The sequence below is a fragment of the Nocardia sp. NPDC004068 genome (genome assembly GCF_042874315.1).
Lineage (GTDB): Bacteria > Actinomycetota > Actinomycetes > Mycobacteriales > Mycobacteriaceae > Nocardia.
This window is the reverse complement of sequence record NZ_JBIAMW010000004.1, coordinates 94,270-117,142: the sequence shown is the minus strand read 5'-3', so window position 1 is coordinate 117,142 and position 22,873 is coordinate 94,270. Positions and strand designations below refer to the sequence as shown.

The window sequence follows — 22,873 nt, the reverse complement described above, 5'->3', positions numbered from 1 at the left end:
GGGGAGGATCACGTGGCCACCACAACCACGCTCATCGACCGACCGTACGTCCCGCTCGAGAAACGCCGCCTGCCGCCGGGCCGCCCGCGGTCGTGGTACGTCACCCACAACCGACGGCTGAAGGCCATGCGCCTGGCCATCGCGCTACTCGACTCCGGCGTCTACCGCGCCGCCCTGGCCGACAACGAAACCATCCGGCGCACAGCCGATCTCGTGGGCATCCGCCCGCCGTCGGACAAGACGTGCCGCCTGGTCCGTGACCTCATGCGCGCCCGGCGCTGAGCACCCGCACCCCGCGCCCCGCCGGGTCTCACACCCGGCGGCGGCTCTTCTTGCGCGGCGGGGGCAGCAGGCCCTCGGCGCGCAGGTGGGCGGCGTGTTCGGCGAGGGCGTCCACGAGGGGGCCGACCTGGGCGATCTCCGGCTGGACGTCCACGCGCAGGCCGAATTCGATTGCCGTCTCGGCGGTTTTGGGGCCGATGCAGGCGACGATGGTGCGCGCGTGCGGCTTTCCGGCGATGCCGACCAGGTTGCGGACCGTCGAGGACGAGGTGAACAGGACCGCGTCGAAGCCGCCGGTCTTGATCATCTCGCGGGTCTCGGCGGGCGGCGGCGAGGCGCGCACGGTGCGGTACGCGGTGACGTCGTCGATCTCCCAGCCGCGATCGCGCAGGCCCTCGGCCAGGGTCTCGGTGGCGATATCCGCGCGCGGCAACAGGACCCGGTTGACCGGATCGAAGACGTCGTCGTAGGGCGGGAAGTCGGCCAGCAGGCCCTCCGAGGACTGCTCACCGCTGGGCACCAGTTCGGGGTTGATGCCGAACGAGCGCACCCGGTCGGCGGTGGCCTCGCCCACGCAGGCGATCTTCACCCCGGAGAAGGCCCGGGCGTCCAGGCCGAATTCGCCGAACTTCTCCCAGACCGCGCGCACGGCGTTGGTGGAGGTGAACACCACCCACTGGTAGCGGCCGTCGACCAGGCCCTTCACCGCGCGTTCCATCTGGGCGGGGCTGCGCGGGGGCTCGACCGCGATGGTCGGCACCTCCATCGGGATGGCGCCGTGCATGACGAGCTTCTCGCTCATCTCCCCGGCCTGCTCCTTGGTGCGCGGCACGAGCACGGTCCAGCCGTACAGCGCGCGCGACTCCCACCACGACATCTTCGAGCGCTTCTCGACCTCCTTGCCGACCGTGACCACGAGCGGTCCGACCAGTTCGGAGGCGGCGCTGTTGAGGGTGGCCAGCGTCGCCTCGATGGTGCGCTGCTGGCGGGTGGTGCCGCGCACGGTCACCGCGACCGGGGTCTGCGGGGCCAGACCGTGTTCGACCAGGGCGCTGGCGGTTTCGGCGAGATGACCCGAGGTGGCGTGCAGCACCAGCGGGCCGGGCGCGGCCGCGACCGACGCCCAGTCGACCTCGCCGCGCACGTCGACCTCGGTGTGCTTGGAGCCCAACGCGATTCCGGCGTAGGCGGGCACCGTCGTGCCGGACGGCAGGCCGGGCAGCACCTCGAACGCCAGATGCGAGCGGGTGACGGCGTTGACCTCGGCGATCACCGAATCCGTGGTGAGCGGATCGCCGGACACCAGCCGCACCACGTCGTTGCCCGAACGGGCCTCGGCGACAAGGGTTTTGGCCACCTCGGCGGGTTCGCCGAGCGCCGGACGGACGTCGACGGCGGGCTCGCCGTCAGGGCCCGCCTCGACCGCGGTGCCGACCAGCGCGAGCACGCCCTTGTCGACATCGGGATCGGTGAACGCCAGCGTCGCCCGGCCGAGCACCTGACGGGCCCGCACGGTGAGCAGTGCCGGGTCACCGGGTCCGGACCCCACGAACAGGATCCGACCAGGGTGCTTCTTAGTGGCTCGGCTCATTATTCGTTCTCCATCGGGCTGGGATCGGGCAAGTCGGAGGGCGACGGGTTCACCGCCCGCGCGGGTTGGCCGAGCAGGTCGCGCGCCCCCAGCTCCAGGAGCTCACGCGCCAGGCCGCGGCCCAGCCGCTCGGCGTCGGCGAGCGCGCCGACCGCCGAGGCCCGGATCACATCCGAGCCGTCGACCGCCGCCGCGCAACCGCGCAGCGACAATTCCTCGACCACCCTGCCGTCGTCGTCGAGCGACTCGACCACCTCGGCGAGCGCGCCGACCGGCGCGGTGCATCCGGCCTCGAGCTCGGCCAGCAGCGACCGTTCGGCGATCACCGCGGCACGGGTGCCGGGATCGTCCAGGGTGGACAGGATGGTCACGAGATCGCCGTCCTCGCGGCGGCATTCCACCGCGAGCGCGCCCTGCGCCGGTGCGGGCAACATCTGCACCGGTTCCAGGGCCTCGGTGACCGCGTCGAGGCGGTCGATGCGGGACAGCCCGGCCCGCGCGACCACCACGGCGTCTAGTTCACCCTCGGCGACCTTACGAAGTCTGGTATCGAGATTGCCGCGCAACGGCACGACGTCGAGCCCGAGCCCGAGCGCCCGCAGCTGGGCGGCGCGGCGCGGCGCGGAGGTGCCCACCCGCGCGCCGGGGGGCAGCTCGCCGAGCACCAGCCCGTCCCGGGCGACGACCGCGTCGCGCGGGTCCTCCCGGCCGGGGATGGCGGCGATGGTGAAGCGCGGATCGGGTGCGGTGGGCAGATCCTTGTACGAGTGCACCGCGATATCGATCGCGCCCGAGGCCAATTCGTCGCGCAGGGCGGTGGTGAACACCCCGACGCCGATCTTCTCGACCGGATCGGACGACTTGTCGCCCGCGGTCTTCACGATCACGAGTTCGGCGTGCTGGCCCACCCCGATCAGCGCGTCGCGCACGGTTCCGGCCTGGGTGAGCGCCAGCAGGCTGCCGCGGGTGCCGATGCGCCAGGGCAGGTCGGCGCTCCCGCGTCGAATGTCGATGTGCTGCCGCACCGTCGCCTCCGTCATGCGTGGCGCCCCTGTTCGTCGGAGTGGATGTGACCGGGCGCGAAGTCGTCGGCGAGTTCGCCGCCCAGGGCCGCGATCTCCATCGGGGCCGCAACCGCTTGGGCCGCACCGGGTTTCAGTTCGAAGAGTTCGCGCAGCGCCTCGGCGTAGCTGCCGCCGCCGGGGGTCGAGGCCAGTTGTTTGACCCGCACGGTGGGCGCGTGCAGCAGTTTGTCGACCACGCGGCGGACCGTGCGGGCGACCTCCTCGCGTTCGGGATCGCCCAGGTCCGGCAGCTTCGACTCGAGCCGCAGCAGTTCGGCCTCGACCACGTCGGCGGCGCGCTGGCGCAGCGCGGCGACGGTCGGGGTGACCTCGGCCAGGCGTTGTCCCGCAAGGTATTTCGTGAGTTCCTCGGCGACGATGGCGCGGGCCGCGGTGGTGTCGGCGGCGGCCGCCAGCGCGGCGGGATCGCGTTGCAGGGTCTCCATGTCGATGACCGTCACATCGGGCAGGCCCGCGACGGCGGCGTCCACGTCGCGCGGCAGGCCCAGATCGCAGACGACCAGCTGATGACCCGGCCGGGAGGCGTTGAGCGCGCGATGCGCGTCGGCGAGGGTGACCACCGCGCCGACCGACCCCGTGCTGGTGATGATCAGATCGGCGTCGGCCATGGCCTCGACCAGACCCGACAGGTCGGTGGCGGTGGCGGCGACGCCGTGCATGTCGAGCGCGGTGCGGGCCAGCCGCCGCGCGCGCTCGAGCGTCCGGTTCACCAGCACGATCCGCTCGACGCCCGCGCGGGCCAGGTGCGCGACCGCGAGCCCGCCCATCGCGCCCGCGCCGACCACCACGGCGGTGCGGCCGGCCAGCTCGCCGAGCACGGTGCGCGCCCGCTCCAGCGCGACCGAGACCACCGAGGCGCCCGCCCGGTCGATGCCGGTCTCGGTGTGCACCCGTTTGCCGACCCGCAGCCCGTGCTGGGCCAGTTCGTGCAGGGTGCGCCCGGCGGCCTGCTGGGCGTCGGCGGCGGCGTAGGCCGCGCGGATCTGGCCGAGCACCTGCTGTTCGCCGATCACCATCGAATCCAGGCCGGAGGCCACCGCGAACAGGTGTTCGGCGGCGGCCTCGCTGTAGCGGACGTAGGCGTGCCGGGTCAGTTCCGGCAGCGGCAGGCCCGAGTGCCGGGCGAGCAGATCGCCGACCTCGGCCAGGCCGCCGTGGAAGGCGTCGACCACCGCGTAGATCTCGACCCGGTTGCAGGTGGAGACGATCATCGCCTCCGAGATGTGCTGCGATTCGAGCATCTTCTCGGTGAGCTTGGGCCGATCGTCCTCGGTGACCGCGACCTTCTCCAGCACCGCGACCGGCGCGCTGCGATGCGAAATACCGACTAGAAGCACGCTCATGGTGCGACCACCGATCCCTTGCTGGTTGGCTCCGTTGCCGAAATTCCCACGTGTGCGGAGGCCGAGCGGTTCGCCAGCCGCCGGCCGATGGGAGTGGAGACGGCGTGCACGGTCTCACCGGCCGCCACACCGCGCTCCTCGCGCGCCTCGGCCTCGGCGATCCGGGCCCGCTCGAACGACAGCATCTGCATCTCGACGGCCAGATCCACCCGGCGCACCTCCACCGCGGGCGGGGCGTCGAGCACGACCGGGGAGAAGCTCAGGATCGACCGCACCCCGGCCGCGACCAGTTCGTCGCACACGGCCTGGGCGGCGTCGTCGGGCACGGTGATGACCGCGATGGTCGGCTGGAGTTCGGTCACCGCCGCGGCCAGCCCGGCCACATCGCGGATCTCGATGCCGTCGATGGTCTCGCCGATCAGCCGCGGATCGCGGTCGAAGACGCCGACCATGCCGAAACCGCGCCGCGCGAAGCCGCCGTAGCCGACCAGCGCCCGGCCCAGATTCCCCGCGCCGACGAGGATCACCCGGTGCCCGTCGGACAGGCCGAGCACGTCCTCGATGCGGGCGCGGAGTTTGGCGACGTCGTAGCCGACGCCGCGAACCCCGTTGGGGCCGAGGAAGGATAGATCCTTGCGCAGCTTGGCCGAACCGACACCCGCCGCGACAGCCAGTTCCTCACTCGATACGATGAGCACACCCTCGTCGGCAAGGACGGCGAGGACACGCAGATAGGTCGCCAGCCGCGCGACGGTGGCCTGGGGAATGTCCTTCTGCTGGGTCGGACGCAGAGCCCTGCCGGAGACGCCGCCTGGCGTCTCATGCTGCTCTGTCACGTCGTTCGGCTCCTCGTCCGGCCGGGGATAGGTGTCCGGTATCGCTTGTCGACCGTCGGCGCCCGGGGTGGCACCGGTAGCGGTTCGACAGGGTTCGGGGTAGCTCCGCTGCCCGAAGCAGCGGGTTGCGTGTCACCACCGTAACCGCTTGTGAAGCCCTGCACAAAGTCGGTGAATTCGGTCACGCGCGGGTAGCCCGGCCCGGCCCATTGAACCCGCAATAGCCGGTGATATTCCACACAACGCGCCGCGCGCCCGCGGGTACGCCGGTCAACGCGACAAATCGGCCCGCAACCGGGGCTCGTCGACATCGAAATAACTGTGTTCACGCCCGTCGAGCAGCACGACCGGGAGCCGATCGCCGAATTCCGCGCGCAGCGCCGGATCGGTCGCGGCCGCCTCGTCCACGTCGATCGTGCCCGGTTCGATCCCGTAATCGGCACAAATCGCGCGCAGTTGTTCCAGGGCCACACCACACAGCCCGCATCCCGCGCGCGTCAACAGGGTCACCGAATGGGAGGAGTCGCTCATGTGTCAATTAAACGGGTCGGCGCCCTGGGCTAGTGTGGGTGTGTTCGCGCGGACAGCGGAGGTACTGGTGCCGGATCGATCGAAAGAGGCGAGGACCGGGTTCATCGCGGGGAGGTTCGGCGAATTCCCGGCGCGCTGGAGTCAAGGGCTGTCCGATCAACTGACCCGCATCGCCCGCAGCCCGTTCGGGCCCAGCGAGGAGGAGGTGCGCGCCAACCTCGCCGGGGAGGCGAGCGCCGACGCCGCGCTCGCGCTGCACGACGCCGAATTGGCGGAATCCGGTGTCGGCGATACCGATTCGGAGATTCCGCGCGATCTCACCGCGGCCGCGTTCTTCGACGTCGACAACACCATGGTGCAGGGCGCGTCGATCGTGCACTTCGCCCGCGGGCTGGCCGCGCGCAAGTACTTCAAGACCAGCGATCTGGTCGACATCGCTTGGAAGCAGGTCAAATTCCGGGTCACCGGCAAGGAGAGCAAGGGCGATATGGCCAGCGGCAAGGAGAAGGCGCTGTCGTTCATCGCCGGCCGCTCCACCGCCGAACTGGCCGCGCTCGGCGAGGAGATCTACGACGAGATCATCGCCGACAAGATCTGGCCGGGCACCCGCTCGCTGGCCCAGATGCATCTCGATGCGGGACAACAGGTTTGGCTCGTGACGGCCACCCCGGTCGAACTCGCGCAGGTGATCGCCAAGCGACTCGGGCTCACCGGCGCGCTGGGCACGGTCGCCGAGAGCGTCGACGGCGTGTTCACCGGGCGGCTGGTCGGCGACATCCTGCACGGGCTGGGCAAGGCGCACGCGGTGCGCACGCTGGCCATCCGCGAGGGCCTGAACCTCAAGCGCTGCACCGCCTATTCCGACAGCCACAACGACGTCCCGATGCTGTCGCTGGTCGGCACGGCGGTGGCGATCAACCCGGATTCGGATCTGCGCGAGGTGGCCAAGAACCGGGGCTGGGAGATCCGCGATTTCCGCACCGGCCGCAAGGCCGCCAAGATCGGCGTGCCGACCGCACTGGCCCTCGGCGCGGCCGGGGGCGCGGCGGCCGCCGTCTTGACGCGCAAGCGCGACGAGAAGGGCTAACCGGTGAAGGGATTGCGCCGCCGGGCCAGCAGCTTGTAGAGCGTCTGCTGGATCGTCTCGCGCACCTGATCGGTGACCTCGAACATCGTCATCGGATCGTCGGCCGCCTCCGGCTCGAACGCGCCCGTGCAGATCGGCGTTCCGAATTCGATGTACCACTTCGACGGCAGCGGCAGCGCGCCGAGCAGGCCCAGATGCGGAAACAGCGGCGTCACAGGGAAATACGGCAGGCCGAGCAGCCGGGCGAGCGGCTTCAGATCGGCGAGCTTGGGGTAGATCTCCTCGGAGCCGACGATCGAGACCGGGATGATCGGCACGCCCGTCTTGACCGCGGCCGAGACGAATCCGCCGCGCCCGAACCGCTGCAACTTGTACCGCTCGCCGTAGGGCTTGCCGATGCCCTTGAACCCCTCCGGGAACACCCCGACCAGTTCGCTCGCGCGCAGCAGTCGCTCGGCGTCGGCGGGGCAGGCCAGGGTGTGCCCGGCCTTGCGCGCGAGTCCGCCCACCACGGGCATGTCGAAGACCAGATCCGCGGCCAGCAGCCGCAGCGCGCGATGGCCGGGATGCTCGTCGTGCACGGCGAGTTGCAGCATCAGCCCGTCCAGCGGGAGCACGCCCGCGTGATTGGCGACCAGCAGCGCGCCGCCCGTGGCGGGCACATTCTCGATACCGCTGACCCGCACCCGGAACCACAGCTCCGACAACGGCCGCAGCGCGGGCAGGATCACCGACTCCAGCAGATGTTCGTCGAGGCCGAACTCGTCCACGCGATAGTCGCCGGTGAGCCTGCGGCGCGCGAAATCGGCTGTGCCACGGATGCTTTCGGCGAGCTTGCCGCGCAGCAGATCGGCGAGGCCGACGGGTTCGGGGGGCGTCGCCTCGGCCAGCCGCTCGGTCAGCGAGGTGACCGGGGTCGGCGCCGTCTCGCCCGGCCAGCGCCGGGACTGCGGTCGCTGCCGCGCCTCGAAGTCGATGTCGTGCAGTTGGATGACCTTGGCCACGTCATTCATCGGTTGCTCCCGCTCCGGCCCCGATCAGGCCGAGAAGTTTGGTTTCAGCGGTGTCGATCCACCGTGGATCGATGACGGGTCGCAACGCTGCGCCCCCAACGAAGTCGTCGAATGCTTGCACCGTGGTCCAGCGTGGCTGGAAACCCAGTTCGCTGCGCATCCGGGTGGTGTCCAGACCGCAACCGAAATGGAAATAGTCGATCTGTTCGACCGTGAACTCCCGCATGACCGGACCCATCAGAGACCGGCCCACGGTGCGAAAGGCCGCGTACGGCACCGGGATCGCGATCCGGCCCGCGCGGCGGATGGCCTGTGACAGCGCCAGCGCGCCGTCGCCCGCGACATTGAACGTGCCGCCCGGCGCGTGCCGCGCGGCGTGCACGAGCGCGGCGATGCCGTCCTCCTCGTGCAGCAGTTGCAGCCGCGGATCCCGGCCGAAGATGGTCGGGGTGATCGGCGACCGCGGATAGCGCACCCCCCGTCCGGCCAGCCGCGGGCCGACGATCGGCGGGAAACGCAGGATGGCCGTGGCGATGTCGGGCCGACGGCGGGCCAGGCCGCGCACGTAACCCTCCACCTCGATGAGATCGCGCGCGTATTCGCCGCGCGGCGGGGTGCGCGCGCTCATCTCCTCGGTGAAGCGCGCGGGGTCCTTGGCGCTACAGCCGTAGACCGCCGAGGACGACCGCACCACCACGCGCCGCACGCTGGGCGCCTTCTGACAGGCCGCGACCAACTGCATCGTGCCGAGCACGTTGAAGTCCTTCATGACCGCCCGGCCCCCGCTGGACGGCGGGCGCGACAGCATCGCCGAATGCACCACGGTGTCGACCTGGTTGGCGTCGATCACCTTGCGTATCAACGGGTTTCGAATATCGGCGCGGACGAATTCGGCGCGGCCCAGGCGGCGGGTGAGATCCCGGTCGGGCATCCGGGTGTCGACGGCGACGACGCGCTCGACGGCGGGGTCGGCCGTCAACCGCGCAACGGTGTCGCCGCCGAAGAAGCGGCTGGCGCCCGTCACCAGCACGACCTTGGGGCTATGCCCGTCCCGCACGCTCACGCCCACGCCGGATCCCGCCTGTACAGCCCCCCTCCACCAATTCCCGCGTTCCAGCGTAGCCCCTGACATCGGCGGATCAACGGCTTTAACCCGGATCCAACAATGACTTCCACCACTGGTAACACGAACCTTTAAAACGGCTCGATTTCAAAATGAAAGGCCCGGCACCAATCCGGTGACGGGCCCCGAGCCTCGGACCTACTTGCCGAGTTTGCGACGCTGCACGCGAGTGCGGCGAAGCAGCTTGCGGTGCTTCTTCTTCGACATGCGCTTACGGCGCTTCTTGATCACAGAACCCATAGGGTTTCCTCGCGTTCTCTCTCTAGCTCGGCGCGCACGCCGGTTACGTACGCCCAGTCGTGTTCGGCGGCCTGCGTCCACGTCCGTCGCCAGTGCCCGCCTGCCGGTGCGGCCCGCGCCACCGGCAGGCAACACAACGGTGGTTCATCGTACCGGGCCGACGGTCGGCGAACGAAAACGGGCACCCGCGCGGGCGCCGCGAGCAGGCTGGATCGACCGGCCGGACACGCCGCCCGGCCGGTCGATCCTCGGGCTCGGACTACCCGGCGTCGAAGTAGGACGTCTGCAGATAGTCGTGCACGGCCTTGGCGTGCACCCGGAACGACCGACCCACGCGAACCGCGGGCAACTCGCCGGAGTGCACCAGCCGGTACACCGTCATCTTGGAGACCCGCATCAGCTTCGCCACCTCGGCGACGGTGAGGAACTGGGTCCCTCCACCGAATACGGGATTGGAACTCGCAGAGCTGTTTCCAGACATCATTGCGCCACTGACCTCCGGCACGTCCGCGCCGCCGGCTTCCCCACCGGCGGAACAGACACGCACGTGCTCCTTGCAGCTTAGCGGGACCAGTGGGATTACTGCGACGGGTGGGAGAAATAGGATTCGCCGCGCCGGAACCTCCCGGTCAGACTGCGTTCATCGGCGGCACGATCCTCAGACCTCCGGACCGCCCTGTTCGGCCGCGCGGCGCTGGGCCGCGTGCAGCGCCTCGATGAAGGCCGAACGGACCCCGGCCCGTTCCAGTTCGCGCACCGCGGCGGCCGTCGTCCCGGCGGGCGAGGTGACCGCCGCGCGCAGTTCGGCGGCGTCCTGTTCGGACTCCTCGAGCAGCGCGGCCGACCCGAGCATGGTCTGCACGACCAGCTGCCGGGCCACGTCCCGGCTCAGCCCGAGCCCGACCCCGGCCTCGACCATGGCCTCCACCACCAGGAAGAAGTACGCCGGACCCGAGCCGGAGACCGCGGTGATGGCGTCCAGCTGCGCCTCGGCAACCGTGACGACCTTGCCGACGGACTCGAGCACCTCGGTGACGAGTTTCAGCTCGTCCTTGCGCGCGTAGCGGCCCGGGGCGATCGCGCTCATGCCCTGCCCGACCAGCATCGGGGTGTTCGGCATGACCCGCACCACCGGGAAACCCGCGGGCAGTTTGGCCTCGAGCCGGGTCGTCGAGACGCCCGCCGCCATCGACATCAGCACCTGATCGCGATCGCTGTCCGGATCGGCCTTGCCCAGTTCGGTCAGGACGGCGTCGACGTCATGGGGCTTGACCGAGACGACCAGCAGATCGGCTCCCGTCGCGGCCTCCGCGATCGAATCGGTGACCCGGATCCCGAACCGCTCGGCCAGGAACTCCGCCCGCGCGGCCATGGTCTCCACGACGACCAGATCCTTGACGGCCTGCCCCGACTCCAACAGCCCGGCGATCAACGCCTCCCCGATCCGCCCGCCACCGATCACCGCAATTCTCGTCATGGCGCCAAGGCTATCGGCCCACCTCCCGCTGTCGCGGGATCAGGGCCGACTGAAGCTATCCGCCCACCTACCGCCGCTGCGGGACCAGGGCAGACCAAGGCCCTCGGCCCACCTGCCGCCGCTGCGGGATCAAGGCCGACCAAGGCCCTCGGCCCCACCTACCGCCGCTGCGGGATCAAGGCCGACCAAAGCCATCGCCCACCTACCGCCGCTGCGGGATCAGGGCCAGCTGCCGCGATTGGGCGACCACCGCGCCGGTCGAGTCGAGCACGAGTTGGTCCTCGTCGAACATGCGCTCGCCGACCGCGTGGGTGGTCGCCACGACCCGCAGCCAGCCGGGCGCGGGCCGGCGCCGCAGGTAGGTCGTCATCTGCACGGTCGGGGCCCAGCCGACCTGGCCGAGGTTCATCGGCACCGGCGGGCTCATATCGGCGGCCATCATGGCGAACCAGGAGGCCACCTCCGGATCCCGCTCGTCGCCGGGCCGGGGCCGGATCCACAGCCGCAGCCGCGGTTCGCCCGTCTCGCCCTCCAGGAACCGCGCCCAGACCGGATCGATGGCCACCGACGCGCCCCGCGCGACGTGCACGAACTTGCCCATCGGCGAATCCGGGGTGTAGCCCAGCGCCTCGGGCGAGGGCTCGGCGGGCAGATCGGTGTAGCTGCCGGGCGCGTAGATCGGCGCGGTGTCGTCGAGGTGGCCGAAGGTGAGGGCGGTGTGGACCAGCGTGCGCCCGTCCTGCACCAGCCCGACGTCGACCAGGCAGATCTGGCGGCCGGTCTTGCGGATGCGGACCTCGTAGTCGACCTCGCCGGGCGCGGGCGCGCCGAGGAAGTCGGTGCTCGCCGAGATGGCGAACATGTCCCCGGCCTCGGGATGCCGCGCGCGCAACCAGCGGGTGGCCGCCGCCGCGCTGCTCGCGACCATGGTCCCGCCGTGCACCTTGGGGCCGATGGTCCAGATCGGGTCGATCGTGCCCCGATAACGCCCCACGTCCCTCGCGCCGCCCGCGTCGCGCAGATCGCAGACGCGGGCGAAGGGCGCGTCGTCGCGGGCGTCCTCCGCCCGTCCGGTCTCGATGGCCAGCTCCGTCACGAGCCGCTCCTTCCGTACAGTCCGCTCTACACTGTATAACGGACCGGAACGAGCACCCGCTTAGCCGCCTTCGTACCACCGGAAACCTTGCGCCCCAACGATTTCGGCGCGACCGGGCCCGACCTATCGGAACCGTTGCGCCCCGGTCGTTTCCGGCGCGCCCCGGCCCGCGCGCGGGCCGTTGAGATGGGTGCGCGCGAAGGTGAGCGCGCGATGCAACATGGCCGCCCGGTCCAGCGTGGTGCGGGCGTTCTGGGTGTTCACCTCGATGACGGCGTGACCGCGGAAACCATTGCGCGCCAATCCCGCACACACCTCGGCGCACGGCTGGGTGCCCTCGCCCGGAATGAGGTGCTCGTCGTGCGCCGCGCCGCGCCCGTCGGCCAGGTGCAGGTGGGTCAGGCCCGAGCCCATGCGCTCGGCCAGGGCCAGCGCGTCCGCGCCCGCGGTCGCGGTGTGCGACAGATCCAGCGTGTAGTGCCGGAAACCGGTGTCGGTCGGATCGTAGGACGGGCTGAACGCGGTGAGCGAAAGGCCCGGTCCGCCACGGCGTTCCAGCCGCCGCGCCGCGCCCGAGCGCCGCCCGAACAACGTGTCGGCCCGCATCGGGAACATGTTCTCCACCGCGACGGCCACCGCGCTGGTCTCCTCGAGCTCGGCGACCTGGTCGGCGAAGCCCTCGGCGTAGCGGCGCTGCCAGCGGAACGGCGGATGGATCACCACCGTGCTCGCGTCCAGCGCCTCGGCGGTGTGCACGCTGCGCTCGAGTTTCGCGGCCGGGTCCGCGCCCCAGACCCGTTGCGAGATGAGCAGGCACGGCGCGTGCAGCGCGAGCACCGGCATCCCGTAGCGGCGCGTGTAGCTCTGCACGGTGGCGATGCTCTGACTGGCCGGTTCCGCCCAGACCATGAGTTCGACGCCGTCGTAGCCGAGTTCGGCCGCGTAGCGGAACGCGGCCTCGGTGTTCTCGGGATAGACCGAGGCCGTGGACAATCCGACCCGGATGACGTTGCCCGACTGCTCGTTGTCCACCGCGGCTCCGGTCAATTGGTGCTGAGCAGGAACGCCAGCGGTCCGAGCGTCACGAAGATGCCCACGACGACCGCGATGACGGTGCTGAGGATGTCGTCGGTGCGGCGCAGCACCCGGACCAGGGCCACCAGCCCGAGGATGACCACCATCGCCAGCAGCAGCGCGACGAACGGCAGCAGATCCCACATCTTCTCGAAGCCCTTGAACAGCACCATCCCGCCGATCGCGGCGCCCGCGGCCTGGCCGCCGAGGATCATCCACTGTTTGCGGTTGGCGTCCTCGTCGGCCTTGCGCGCGCCCCGAGAACGCTTGGGCGCGAACGAGGTTCGGGCCCGGCGGCGCGGGGTGGGCTCGTCGAGTTCCTCCTCGTCGTCGAGGTCGTCGAGGGGTTCGTCCAGATCGTCGTCGAGCGGCCGGAGCAATTCGGTGCGGTGCTCGGACTCCGGAAGCGGCCCGCCACGCCGCGCACCCCGGCGGTCACGTTCGTTCGCCTCGCGCAACAGATCCCCGGCGACCGTGGGCCCGGACACCAACTGCTGATCGCGTTCCGCCAGCGACCACACCGCGGTCTGCGCGCCGACCTCCTCGGGCGCGGCACGCCCGTTCCGGGCCGGAAGCTCCTCGGGCGCCGCACGGCCATTGCGGAGCGGGGGCCGATCCGACTGCGCCCCGAGGTCCTCAGGGGCCACACGCCCGTTGCGGAGCGAGGGACGGTCCGGCTGTGCCCCGATCTCGTCGGGTGTCGCACGGCCGTTGCGCAGCGAGGGACGGTCCGGCTGCGCCCCGATCTCGTCGGGTGCCGCACGACCGTTGCGAATCGAAGGCCGTTCGGGCGCGGGCGGTTCCGGTGGAGTGCGTCTTCGGGCCGACCACGCGGGCAGGCCGCCGGGGGGCGGCGGCCCGTCGGGGCGCCTGCCGTTGCGCGGCGGGCCGCCGGGCTCGCCGCGATCGAAACCGGGTTCGCCGAACTGCCGCTGCGGCGGGCTCGGCTCGGGGGGACGCGGGGGGGCCCACGGCGCGGTGGGCGGGCCGAGATCCTCGTTCTGTGGCAACGGACCCCGGTACGGCGAGACCTCGGTGGTCTCCTCGTCCGGATCGCGCCGCCGTCGCCGACCGGAACGCGGCGGGTCGGAAGCCGGTGCGGGAGCGGCCAGATCGGCCACCGACAGCCCCTCGGCCTCCTGCGCCAACGCCTCCATCCGCTCGCGGCGCGCCCGGCGGCCACCCGTGGGGGCCTGCGCGGCCGGGGAGGGGGGCCAGCCGAACTCGGGCGTGGCGCGCGGCTCCGGCTCGGGCGGCGGATACGAGGGCGGCTCGAAGGTGGGGGGCGCGAAGGAGGTCGGCTCGAAGCGCGGCGGATCGAAGGCGGGCGCCTCGTAGACGGGCGCGGCGGGCGGTTCGTAGGCCGGGGCGGCGGGCGGATCGTAATCCGGTGCGGGCGCGGCATTTCGGGCCAGCGGATCGTAGAAGGAGATGGGCCCGGACGCCGGGGAGTACGAGGACTCCTCCGGTTCGGGGGCGGCGTGCGCCGAGGAGCCCTCGGGCACGGCGGGTAGGTCGCCGGTCAGATCGGTCACCGCGATGCCGCGGCCACCGCGCCGACGCCGGCCACCACCGGTGGTCGGAACACCCTGCCCATTGCGGGCGAGTAGTTCGGCGACCGACAGCTGGGTCGATTCGTCACTCATCGCGACACCGTTTCGGTCGGGCCCGGAACCCCTGTGGGGCGGCCGTTGTCGGCACCGGGTTCGTTCTCGAGGTCGGTATCCAGTTTGCGCAGGATCAGTCCCTCCCGCAGCGCCCATGGGCAAATCTCGAGAGTATCCAGCGATAACGCCCGCATACTCGCCTCCGCGACCAATGCGCCGGCCACCAGTTGCTGTGACCGATCGGAACTCACGCCCTCCAATTCTGCCCGGTCGGCGGCGGTCATTCGGGAGATGAACGCGATCACCTGCCGCAGGCCGGAACTCGTAAGGGTACGCCGCGCGCGCGGTCCTGCCGAGGAGGGGGCCGCGCCGGTGAGCCGGGCCAGCGTGCGGAACGTCTTCGACGTGCCCACCGCGAGATCGGGGCGGCCGGGCTCGAGCAGCCGCCGGGCCGGATCGACCAGTTCCGCGTCGAGCCAGTCGCGCAGCACGCTCACCCGCCGCTTGCCCGGCGGATCGGCCGAAAGCCATTCGCGGGTGAGCCGACCCGCGCCCAGGGGGAGTGACAGCGCGACGTCGGGAGCCTCGTCCGCGCCGTTGCTCATCTCCAGCGAGCCGCCGCCGATGTCGAGATTAAGGATGCGCCCGGCGCTCCAGCCGTACCAGCGCCGGACCGCGAGGAAGGTCAGCCGGGCCTCGTCCACACCGGTCAGCACCCGCAGATTCACCCCGGTCTCGGTGCGCACGCGGGCGAGCACCTCGTCGGAATTGGCGGCCTCGCGCACCGCGGAGGTGGCGAAGGCCATCAACTCCACGCAGCCGGAAGTCTTTGCGATACCGGCGAATTCGCCGACCGTCCGGGTCAGGCGCTGCGCGCCCGCCGGGGTGATGCAGCCGTCGTCGTCGATGTTCTCCGACAGACGCAGCGCGGCCTTGGTCGAACTCATCGGCATCGGGTGACCACCCCGATGCGCGTCCACCACGAGCAGGTGGACGGTATTGCTTCCCACATCGAGCACACCGAGCCGCACAGGGACACGGTACTGGGTCCACCCCGACCGCCGGGCCACGAACCGTTCATCCCGATTTGCTGTTAGCGTCTGGCGATGTGACGGCAGGAGCATCGGCGAGCGGTCCGACCGGGCTGCGACCAGCGGCGAAGATCGACCCCGCACCCGAGGTGGATCTCGACTTCCCCCGGGAGTGGATCGAATTCGTCGATCCGGCTAACGACGAGCACACCATCGTCGCCGACCTCACCTGGCTGCTCTCGCGCTGGACGTGCGTCTTCGGCACCCCGGCCTGCCAAGGCATCATCGAGGGCCGCCCCGACGACGGTTGCTGCTCGCACGGCGCGTTCCTCTGCGACGACGACGATCGCCGCAAACTCCAGAAGGCTGTGAAACTGCTCACACCCGAGGACTGGCAGCTGATGGACGAGGCCCGCGACGAGTCGGGCAAGGTCCGCAAGAAGCTCTACCTCGAGGAGGACGAGCTCGACGACGAGCCCGCCCTGCGCACCCGCCGCTACGACGGCGCCTGCATCTTCCTCAACCGTCCCGGCTTCGCGGGCGGCATCGGCTGCGCGCTGCACACCATGGCCCTGCGCCGGGGCCTGGAACCGCTCACGGTGAAACCCGAGGTGTGCTGGCAACTTCCGATCCGCCGCACCCAGGACTGGGTGGAACGGCCCGACGGCGTGGAGATCCTGCGCACGGTCATCACCGAGTACGACCGCCGCGGCTGGGGTCCGGGCGGACTGGATCTGAACTGGTATTGCAGCGGTTCGCCGGACGCGCACGTCGGCACCCGCCCGGTCTGGCAGTCCTACGCCCCCGAGCTGATCGAACTCATCGGCGCCCCGGCCTACGAGGAACTGGCCCGGCACTGCAAACGCCGCGAGGGGCTGGGTCTGGTGGCGGTGCATCCCGCGACGGCGGTCGCGCGCCCGCTCACCCCCTGACCCGCGGAATACCGCGCGCCCGCGCGCTCTTGCACGTCCCGTGAGCGTTCGCGTCCTGATGATCTCCGGCAGCACCCGCCCGGGTTCGACGAATACCGCCGCGCTGCGGGCCCTCGAATCCCGTTCGGGCGACGATATTTTCGCCGAGCTGTATACCGGGCTGGAGAATGTGCCCGCCTTCGTGCCCGGGGATCGTCCCGATCCGCCCGCGGTGGCCGAATTACGCGAACGGCTGGCCGCCGCGGACGCGGTGTTGTTCTGCGCACCGGAATACGCCGGGTTGATTCCGGGCAGCCTGAAGAATCTGCTGGAGTGGACCGTGGGCGGTGCCGATCTCCACGAAAAGCCGGTGGCGTGGATCAATGTCGCCGCCGAGGGCCGGGGCGAGGGCGCGGTGGCCTCGCTGCGCACGGTGCTCGGATATGTCGGCGCGACGATCGTCGAATCGGCCTGCCGTCGAATCCCGGTGAGCCGCAACGATATCGGCCCGGACGACCGAATCGCCGAGCCGGGCGTGCGGAACGAATTGCGGGCCGCGCTCGCCGACCTGGCGAGAAATTCGGTCCATTGACCAATTTGGACCGGCGGAAGTGGTACTTCTTACAAGACACCGGTCCGCCATGCGCGATTCACCTGGCGGTGGTAGGTGTCTTACCCATGATGAGGAAATTCTTGGCAACCGCCGTGCTCGCGGCCGGCGCCGCGCTGGCTCTCGCCCCCGTCGCACAGGCCGACCCCGCCGTCACCCCGAACGACTACTCGCTGATGAACGACAACTTCGTCGTCTACACCGATCCGGCCGCGCTGAACGCCCAGGCGGACGGCAAGCAGGTCATCGTCAGCCCCTACGGCACCTCCCGGCCGATCGCCTGCCGCGACAACACCAATCCGGTGGACGACTGCTGGCAGAAGGACGACTTCGGCTGGTTCCCGTTGCAGCGCCAGGAGCTGCCGCAGATCGGCACCGCCTGGGTGCACGTCGTCTAGTTTCCCCCGGGGGCCGGTCGCGCGTTGGCGACCGGCCTCGGCGTTTCGCGCGTAGCGGGCCGCTTCCGGGGAGCGATGATCCACCCATGATGAAGCGACTCCTCGCCGCCGCGGTACTCGCCGCGGGCGCCGCCCTGCTCGTCCCGCAGGCCGCGAACGCCGACCCCTCCCCCGACGATCCGTACGGCTGGAACGCCTACCGCGACCGCAGCGACGCCTTCGTCTCCCCGCTGGACCCCGGCGCGTACTTCGATCCGGCCAAGGTATTCAAGTACCTGCTGGTCAGCCCGTACGGCAACGGCCACTCCATCGAATGCCGCGGCGACGGGCACTACGTGCAGATCCACGACTGCCGTCAATACGACGACAACGGCAATCCGCACGCCCTCACCGAGATCACCAATCCGCTGCGTCGGCTGTTCGTGTACAGCTGATCCCGAAAGTCGTTGCCGCGGAATCGAGGCCGCGCCACCCGATCCGGGGGCGCGGCCCGTCCGCCGGATCAGGCCTCGAGCTTGTAGCCCAGCCCGCGCACGGTCACCAGATGCTCCGGCTTGGCCGGATCGGTCTCGATCTTCGAGCGCAACCGCTTGACGTGCACGTCGAGGGTCTTGGTGTCGCCGACGTAGTCCGCGCCCCACACCCGGTCGATGAGCTGCCCGCGGGTGAGCACGCGCCCGGAGTTGCGCAACAGGTACTCCAGCAGATCGAACTCCTTGAGCGGCAGGGTCACCGGCTTGCCGTTGACCTGCACGGTGTGCCGGTCCACGTCCATGCGCACCGGACCCGCCTCGAGCACGCCGCTCTCGCTCGACCCGTCGATGTCCTCGCCCGCGCCGCGGCGCAGCACCGCGCGGATGCGCGCGATCAGCTCGCGCGAGGAATACGGCTTGGTCACATAGTCGTCCGCGCCCAGTTCCAGCCCGACCACCTTGTCGATCTCGCTGTCGCGGGCGGTCACCATGATGACCGGCACGCTGCTGCGGGTCCGCAGCTGCTTGCACACATCGGTTCCGCTCATGCCGGGCAGCATGAGGTCGAGCAGCACGATGTCGGCGCCCGAGCGGTCGAATTCGGCCAGCGCGGACGGTCCGTCGCCGACTACCGTGACCTCGAACCCCTCCTTGCGCAGCAGGAATGCGAGCGGATCGGCCAGCGACTCCTCGTCCTCGACGATCAGCACACTCGTCATCGGGTTGCCTCCACACCGTTTGGTCTGGCCCGCCCTGCCGGGCGCGGGCCGGTTTCCTTCTTGCCCACCTGGATGGCGGTGGGACTCTTCTTCTCCGCCGGGTCGGCGGAACTCCGGTCGTCGGTTTCGACGGCCGGTATGCGCAGCGTGAACGTCGAGCCGGTGCCCAGTTTGCTCCACAGGGTGATCTCACCGTTGTGGTTGGCGGCCACGTGTTTGACGATAGCCAGCCCGAGTCCGGTCCCGCCGGTGGCGCGCGAACGGGCCTTGTCGGCGCGGAAGAAGCGCTCGAACACCCGCTCCTGATCCTCCTTGGCGATGCCGATGCCGCGGTCGGTGACCGCGATGTTCACGTACCCGCCGCGCAGCGACCGGCTCACCGAGACGTGCGAACCCTTCGGGGAGTAGTTGATGGCGTTCTCGACCAGATTCGACAGGGCCGTCATGAGCAGGGTCTCGTCGCCGAGCATCTCCAGACCGCTGTTGCGATCGGTGCTGACGGTGATGCCCGCGGCCTCCGCGGCCGTCCGGGACCGTTCGATGGCCGCGTTGACGACGGTGTCCACATCGACGGCCTCGAGCTGCGGCAGCTTCTCCGCGCCCTGTAGGCGCGACAGCGCGATCAGCTCGGTCACCATCTTGCCCATCCGGCTGGACTCGACCAGCAGCCGCTCGCCGAAATGCCGCACCGAATCGGGATCGTCGGCCGACTCCAGCAGGGCCTCGGCGAGCAGGCTCATCGCGCCGACGGGCGTCTTGAGTTCGTGGCTGACATTGGCCACGAAATCGCGCCGGGTCGCCTCCATGCGGGCCTGCTCGGAATCGTCGTCGGCGAACAGCACGACGAAGCTGCTCTCCTCGCGCGACAGCGGCCGGGCCACGCCGCGCACGGCGATGCGGCTGCGGCCGGGCACGGGATTCTTGGCCGTCAGATCGAAGTCCACGCTCTCGCCGGAGGTGATCACCTTCTCGACCGCAGCCCACGCCCGCTCGTCGAGCAGCCGCTCGCGGACCAGGCCGAGTTCCTCCGCGCGCGGATTCACCAGCACCACGTCCCGGTACTCGTCGACCACCGCGATCCCGCTCTCCGAGGCGAGCACGATGAGGTCGAGGACCTGGGACATGGTCAGCCCGGAATCGGCCTCGCGGCGCTGCGCCTGCCGGGCGTTCACATACGGGATGAGCAGACCACCGACGGCCAGGCCAACGACGGCCGCGAGTACTGCCAGCAGCACGGCCTGGGGAACGCTCACATCTGAATCGTACGATCGCGGACGCGTCCACCATGCCCCGGTCCACGAAGTTTCGCGCAGGTCATGGGCGCTTACGCACCCGTTAGCCGAGCGTTTACGCAGAGTTCGGGCCGCCCGGCGATGTCGTCGCCCGCGGCCGCGCGCACCGGGACTACGATGCCGCGCGCAGCTTTCCTTGCGGCGCCGCCCATCTCACGGCTGCGCGACGGGCAGCCGAACTCTCGTCCATTGTGCCCGCGGACGGTGGCCCCGACCGCATCCGCGAACGAGTGTGACATGCGACTCACGCGAGGCGTCGGCGGGTCCGCGGCAACAGCGTCGGCCCGCCCCGGAACGCCCACAGCGCGATCACCGGATCGCAGATCGCGCAGCCCAGCGAGGAGTCGTGCGCGAACGGGATGATCGGATGGCCCTTGAAGTGATGGGCCAGATCCCAGCCGGTGTGCAGCAGCCACGCGACGCCGATCCAGTTCCAGGACCGCAGTCCGCGATAGGCGCACCAGGTCGCGGCCGCGGTGAACACGAACTCCCAGCCGCCGAAGCCACCCCCGCTCAGATACGCCGCGCCCGCGCCCGCGACGAAGATCGCGTTGAACTGCAACCGCCGCGGTTCGGGAATCAGCGACAGCAGCACCACGAGGACGCAGCCGACCAGGATCGGGAGCACAAAAGCCATGCGCCCCAAGTTAATTCGGAACCCACCGGCCGGAAAGACGCATTCCCGCCGACTTCCGACGGGAACGCGCCACGGCTCACCAGCCCGGGTTGCCGCGCACCGGGATGTTCACGAAACTCGGCGTGTCCGGGTCGAGGCGCAGATGTTCGGGCAGCAGACCGGTGTCCACGAGCATCGGCGTGATCGGCAGCCCCTTGGGGAAGTTGCCCGCGAACACGTCGATCCGCAGCCTATGACCGGGCCGCAGCACGGCCTGCGTTCCGGCGAGGGCGATGTCGAGGGTGGTCGCCTCACCCGGGGTGGTCGGCCGCCGCCGATCCAGCGAGTTGTACGGATGCGGATCGGTGTAGTCGCCGTTGGCCGAGCGCGCGCTGGCCGCCTCGTCGATCTCGCGCATGGACGCCATCAGCTGCCCCGAGGACAGCACCGTCGACTGCCCGTCCGGCGCGACATCGTTCACGGTGACGGTCCAGTACCCGTCGGCCGCGTCCTGAATCGTGTTGAGCCGCACCGCGATCGGGCCGGAGATGATCGTCTCCTCGGCGACCGGCGCGCTGGTGAAGGTGAGGCCGTTGGTCTCGGCGATCCGCGAATCCTTCGCGCACCCGTCGAGGACCGCGAGCACGCCCGCGGTCGCCTGCGCGGCGTCGTTGGAGCACAGCGTGGTCAGGCCGGGCGCGACCGTGAGTCGCGTGGGTTCGGCGTCGGGTTCGACGGTCAGCGAGCCGTCGTACAGTCCGTTCGAGGTCCCGCTGCGGATCGCCGAGAGGTACATGCGCCGGTACTCGCTCGCCTCGGTCGCGGGCGCGGTGGTCCCGAAGCCGCTCTGGGTGACCCAGCCGCCGCTGCCCTGGTTGTACAGGGTCACCGGACCGTAGCCGTCGACGCCGTTGTCGATTCCCTTGAGCCACTTGTCGAACCACGCGCGTTGCAGCACGTCCAGCCGCGGCGGCAGGCCCGGTCCGCCGTACTCGTTGCCGGAGCTGAGGTGATAGGTGTTGCCCATCAGCAGCTGCTTGTGCCCCGGCGGCAGCGGAATCTCGTTGTAGATCTTGGACTCCGAATAGGTGAACAGGTCGTGCCATCCGCCGACCACGAACGTCGGCACGCTCACCCGGGACGGATCGCCCAGCCACGCCTGCCGCTCGGCCGAGAAGTCGGTGAGCATCCCGCGCACCCGCGGATCCAGATCCTCCATCCGCACACTCGCGTACGCGTTGAGCAGCACGTCCATGTAGGTCAGCGGACTGGCCGCCCGATCGTTCAGCCATTGGGTGTCGAACCGCCCCTGCACCAGGGACTGCACGTCCGGAATCCATTTGGTGGCGTTGATCGCGGTGAGCCACAACGGAATGAAGTTGAACCCGAATCCGCTGCCCGGATCGAGCACGTCCTGTACGAGATCGCTGCCCGGTACGACGGGGAAGATCGCCTTCAGCGCGGCCGGATGCTTCTCGGCTGCCTGCACCTGATTGATCGCGGAGTAGGACAGGCCGTTCATGCCGACCTTGCCGTCCGACCACGACTGGGCCGCGGCCCAATCGATCACCTCGACGGAGTCCTGCTGCTCGCGGTCTCGCAGCATGTCCCACTCGCCCTGGGAGAATCCGGTTCCGCGCGCGTCGACCACGACCTGCGCGTACCCGCTCCTGATCAGCTGCCGGTCCACGGAGAAGTTCCGTAACTCGCCGCCGCCGAATGCCTTTGTCAGATCGGTGATTCCGGACAGCGGGGTTCCGGACAGATCGGTCCGGCGGAACAGGTCCAGCAACGCGTCCGACAGTCCCGGCACCGACTGGGCGTGGTCGGCGAGATTGCTGACGAGTTTGGTGTAGGGCGTGATGTTCACGATCACGGGAGTCCGCGTGTCCACGGGGTGTCCGGCGGCGTCGGCGGGCCGATAGACATTGGCCTTCAGCACCGTTCCGTCACTCATGGTGATCGGCACGTCCCACTCGATATTGATGTTCGGGTACCGCTGCGGCCCGTCCTCGGCCGCGGTCCAGCTCGCCCCCGCCACACCGCCGTCCGGCCCGCTCGCGACCGGCGCCGCGCTGGCGGACCCGGGTCCGAGGAACGGAAAACTGACGGTCGCGGCGACCGCGAACACGGTGACGCGCAGCGCGTACTTCATCGGACGTGATCCATCTCTCGAGCTGGTCGAATGTCCGGAAGTGTAGCTACTGGGGGGTCGGTTGCAAACTGTTGGTTACGTTAATGGGGGAGAGAAAGTTTCAGGGGGTCAGTTTCTCAGAGGGGTGGGGTGAGCTGGGGGGTTGTTGTGGTTCGGGTGGGGGTAGGGGGTTCTAGCGGGGGTTATGTGACTGGGGGCACTGGGTATTTTGTTGTGGGGCAACGTGATAGCTACGGAGGCGTAGACGTGATGAGGGTCACGGGACGCGAACGTTCGGCGGGCT

Annotated in this window: 24 protein-coding genes; 6 read left to right on the top strand and 18 right to left on the bottom strand. The window is 70.1% G+C overall.

What is annotated here, in order from left to right; translation table 11 throughout:
• Positions 1–12: 12 nt before the first annotated feature.
• The gene (locus ACFYTQ_RS11490) at positions 13–282 is read left to right on the top strand and encodes a hypothetical protein (protein WP_387359464.1); all 270 of its coding nucleotides are present in this window, start codon (positions 13–15) and stop codon (positions 280–282) included.
• A gap of 28 nt (positions 283–310) precedes the next feature.
• Here the strand turns inward: ACFYTQ_RS11490 and ACFYTQ_RS11485 are convergent, their stop codons facing one another.
• From ACFYTQ_RS11485 to ACFYTQ_RS11465, 5 genes are all read right to left on the bottom strand, one after another.
• Positions 311–1,873 (bottom strand): uroporphyrinogen-III synthase, encoded by a 1,563-nt coding sequence (locus ACFYTQ_RS11485; protein WP_387359462.1) that lies wholly within the window; start codon positions 1,871–1,873, stop codon positions 311–313.
• Positions 1,873–2,913, bottom strand: a complete 1,041-nt coding sequence (gene hemC / locus ACFYTQ_RS11480) for a hydroxymethylbilane synthase (RefSeq protein ID WP_387359460.1) — start codon at positions 2,911–2,913, stop codon at positions 1,873–1,875. Before hemC ends, ACFYTQ_RS11485 begins: the two co-directional genes overlap by 1 nt.
• Positions 2,910–4,301, bottom strand: a complete 1,392-nt coding sequence (locus ACFYTQ_RS11475) for a glutamyl-tRNA reductase (protein WP_387359458.1) — start codon at positions 4,299–4,301, stop codon at positions 2,910–2,912. The genes hemC and ACFYTQ_RS11475 overlap by 4 nt, the downstream gene beginning before the upstream one ends.
• On the bottom strand, positions 4,298–5,137 hold the full coding sequence (locus ACFYTQ_RS11470) for a redox-sensing transcriptional repressor Rex (RefSeq protein WP_387359456.1): 840 nt from the start codon (positions 5,135–5,137) through the stop codon (positions 4,298–4,300). The genes ACFYTQ_RS11475 and ACFYTQ_RS11470 overlap by 4 nt, the downstream gene beginning before the upstream one ends.
• Before the next feature lie 270 nt (positions 5,138–5,407).
• Positions 5,408–5,668 (bottom strand): glutaredoxin family protein, encoded by a 261-nt coding sequence (locus ACFYTQ_RS11465; RefSeq protein WP_387359454.1) that lies wholly within the window; start codon positions 5,666–5,668, stop codon positions 5,408–5,410.
• Positions 5,669–5,735: 67 nt separating this feature from the next.
• Here ACFYTQ_RS11465 and ACFYTQ_RS11460 point away from each other — a divergent pair, with 67 nt between their 5' ends.
• Complete coding sequence (locus tag ACFYTQ_RS11460) at positions 5,736–6,755, top strand: HAD family hydrolase (RefSeq protein ID WP_387359452.1); 1,020 nt, start codon at positions 5,736–5,738, stop codon at positions 6,753–6,755.
• Here ACFYTQ_RS11460 and ACFYTQ_RS11455 read toward each other — a convergent pair.
• From ACFYTQ_RS11455 to ACFYTQ_RS11415, 9 genes are all read right to left on the bottom strand, one after another.
• Positions 6,752–7,768 (bottom strand): lysophospholipid acyltransferase family protein, encoded by a 1,017-nt coding sequence (locus tag ACFYTQ_RS11455; protein WP_387359450.1) that lies wholly within the window; start codon positions 7,766–7,768, stop codon positions 6,752–6,754. The genes ACFYTQ_RS11460 and ACFYTQ_RS11455 overlap by 4 nt on opposite strands.
• Positions 7,761–8,798 carry an NAD-dependent epimerase/dehydratase family protein gene (locus ACFYTQ_RS11450; RefSeq protein WP_387360169.1) on the bottom strand — a complete coding sequence of 346 codons (1,038 nt, stop codon included), beginning with the start codon at positions 8,796–8,798 and terminating at the stop codon, positions 7,761–7,763. Before ACFYTQ_RS11450 ends, ACFYTQ_RS11455 begins: the two co-directional genes overlap by 8 nt.
• 231 nt (positions 8,799–9,029) lie before the next feature.
• Complete coding sequence (locus ACFYTQ_RS11445; protein WP_003402602.1) at positions 9,030–9,131, bottom strand: 30S ribosomal protein bS22; 102 nt, start codon at positions 9,129–9,131, stop codon at positions 9,030–9,032.
• Between the two features lie 259 nt (positions 9,132–9,390).
• Positions 9,391–9,615 (bottom strand): helix-turn-helix domain-containing protein, encoded by a 225-nt coding sequence (locus ACFYTQ_RS11440; protein ID WP_387359448.1) that lies wholly within the window; start codon positions 9,613–9,615, stop codon positions 9,391–9,393.
• A gap of 174 nt (positions 9,616–9,789) precedes the next feature.
• The gene (gene proC, locus ACFYTQ_RS11435; protein WP_387359446.1) at positions 9,790–10,608 is read right to left on the bottom strand and encodes a pyrroline-5-carboxylate reductase; all 819 of its coding nucleotides are present in this window, start codon (positions 10,606–10,608) and stop codon (positions 9,790–9,792) included.
• A gap of 202 nt (positions 10,609–10,810) precedes the next feature.
• Entirely contained in the window at positions 10,811–11,629 is an 819-nt protein-coding gene (locus tag ACFYTQ_RS11430) for a thioesterase family protein (protein ID WP_387360167.1), read from the bottom strand.
• Between the two features lie 198 nt (positions 11,630–11,827).
• Positions 11,828–12,736 (bottom strand): sugar phosphate isomerase/epimerase family protein, encoded by a 909-nt coding sequence (locus ACFYTQ_RS11425; protein WP_387359444.1) that lies wholly within the window; start codon positions 12,734–12,736, stop codon positions 11,828–11,830.
• 11 nt (positions 12,737–12,747) lie between these two features.
• The gene (locus ACFYTQ_RS11420; RefSeq protein WP_387359442.1) at positions 12,748–14,424 is read right to left on the bottom strand and encodes a hypothetical protein; all 1,677 of its coding nucleotides are present in this window, start codon (positions 14,422–14,424) and stop codon (positions 12,748–12,750) included.
• Positions 14,421–15,416, bottom strand: coding sequence for a hypothetical protein (locus ACFYTQ_RS11415; protein WP_387359440.1), 996 nt, complete (start codon positions 15,414–15,416; stop codon positions 14,421–14,423). Before ACFYTQ_RS11415 ends, ACFYTQ_RS11420 begins: the two co-directional genes overlap by 4 nt.
• Before the next feature lie 77 nt (positions 15,417–15,493).
• Between ACFYTQ_RS11415 and ACFYTQ_RS11410 the strand changes: the two genes are divergently transcribed.
• The 4 genes from ACFYTQ_RS11410 (at position 15,494) to ACFYTQ_RS11395 (ending at position 17,769) form a co-directional block, all read left to right on the top strand.
• A complete protein-coding gene (locus tag ACFYTQ_RS11410) occupies positions 15,494–16,348 on the top strand; it encodes a hypothetical protein (RefSeq protein ID WP_387359438.1) in 855 nt (284 codons plus the stop codon).
• 40 nt (positions 16,349–16,388) lie between these two features.
• Complete coding sequence (locus ACFYTQ_RS11405) at positions 16,389–16,919, top strand: NADPH-dependent FMN reductase (protein WP_387359436.1); 531 nt, start codon at positions 16,389–16,391, stop codon at positions 16,917–16,919.
• 86 nt (positions 16,920–17,005) lie between these two features.
• Positions 17,006–17,335: a hypothetical protein gene (locus ACFYTQ_RS11400; RefSeq protein WP_387359435.1), complete on the top strand. Its 330-nt coding sequence runs from the start codon at positions 17,006–17,008 to the stop codon at positions 17,333–17,335.
• Between the two features lie 86 nt (positions 17,336–17,421).
• Positions 17,422–17,769: a hypothetical protein gene (locus tag ACFYTQ_RS11395; RefSeq protein WP_387359433.1), complete on the top strand. Its 348-nt coding sequence runs from the start codon at positions 17,422–17,424 to the stop codon at positions 17,767–17,769.
• Positions 17,770–17,837: 68 nt separating this feature from the next.
• Here ACFYTQ_RS11395 and ACFYTQ_RS11390 read toward each other — a convergent pair whose 3' ends face one another.
• The 4 genes from ACFYTQ_RS11390 to ACFYTQ_RS11375 all read right to left on the bottom strand — a co-directional run bounded on the left by ACFYTQ_RS11390 (position 17,838) and on the right by ACFYTQ_RS11375 (position 22,590).
• On the bottom strand, positions 17,838–18,527 hold the full coding sequence (locus ACFYTQ_RS11390; protein ID WP_387359431.1) for a response regulator: 690 nt from the start codon (positions 18,525–18,527) through the stop codon (positions 17,838–17,840).
• The gene (locus tag ACFYTQ_RS11385) at positions 18,524–19,780 is read right to left on the bottom strand and encodes a sensor histidine kinase (protein ID WP_387359429.1); all 1,257 of its coding nucleotides are present in this window, start codon (positions 19,778–19,780) and stop codon (positions 18,524–18,526) included. Before ACFYTQ_RS11385 ends, ACFYTQ_RS11390 begins: the two co-directional genes overlap by 4 nt.
• A 283-nt stretch (positions 19,781–20,063) precedes the next feature.
• Entirely contained in the window at positions 20,064–20,456 is a 393-nt protein-coding gene (locus tag ACFYTQ_RS11380) for a DUF6010 family protein (RefSeq protein WP_387359427.1), read from the bottom strand.
• Positions 20,457–20,532: 76 nt separating this feature from the next.
• Positions 20,533–22,590, bottom strand: a complete 2,058-nt coding sequence (locus ACFYTQ_RS11375; RefSeq protein ID WP_387359425.1) for a CocE/NonD family hydrolase — start codon at positions 22,588–22,590, stop codon at positions 20,533–20,535.
• Positions 22,591–22,873 lie beyond the last annotated feature (283 nt).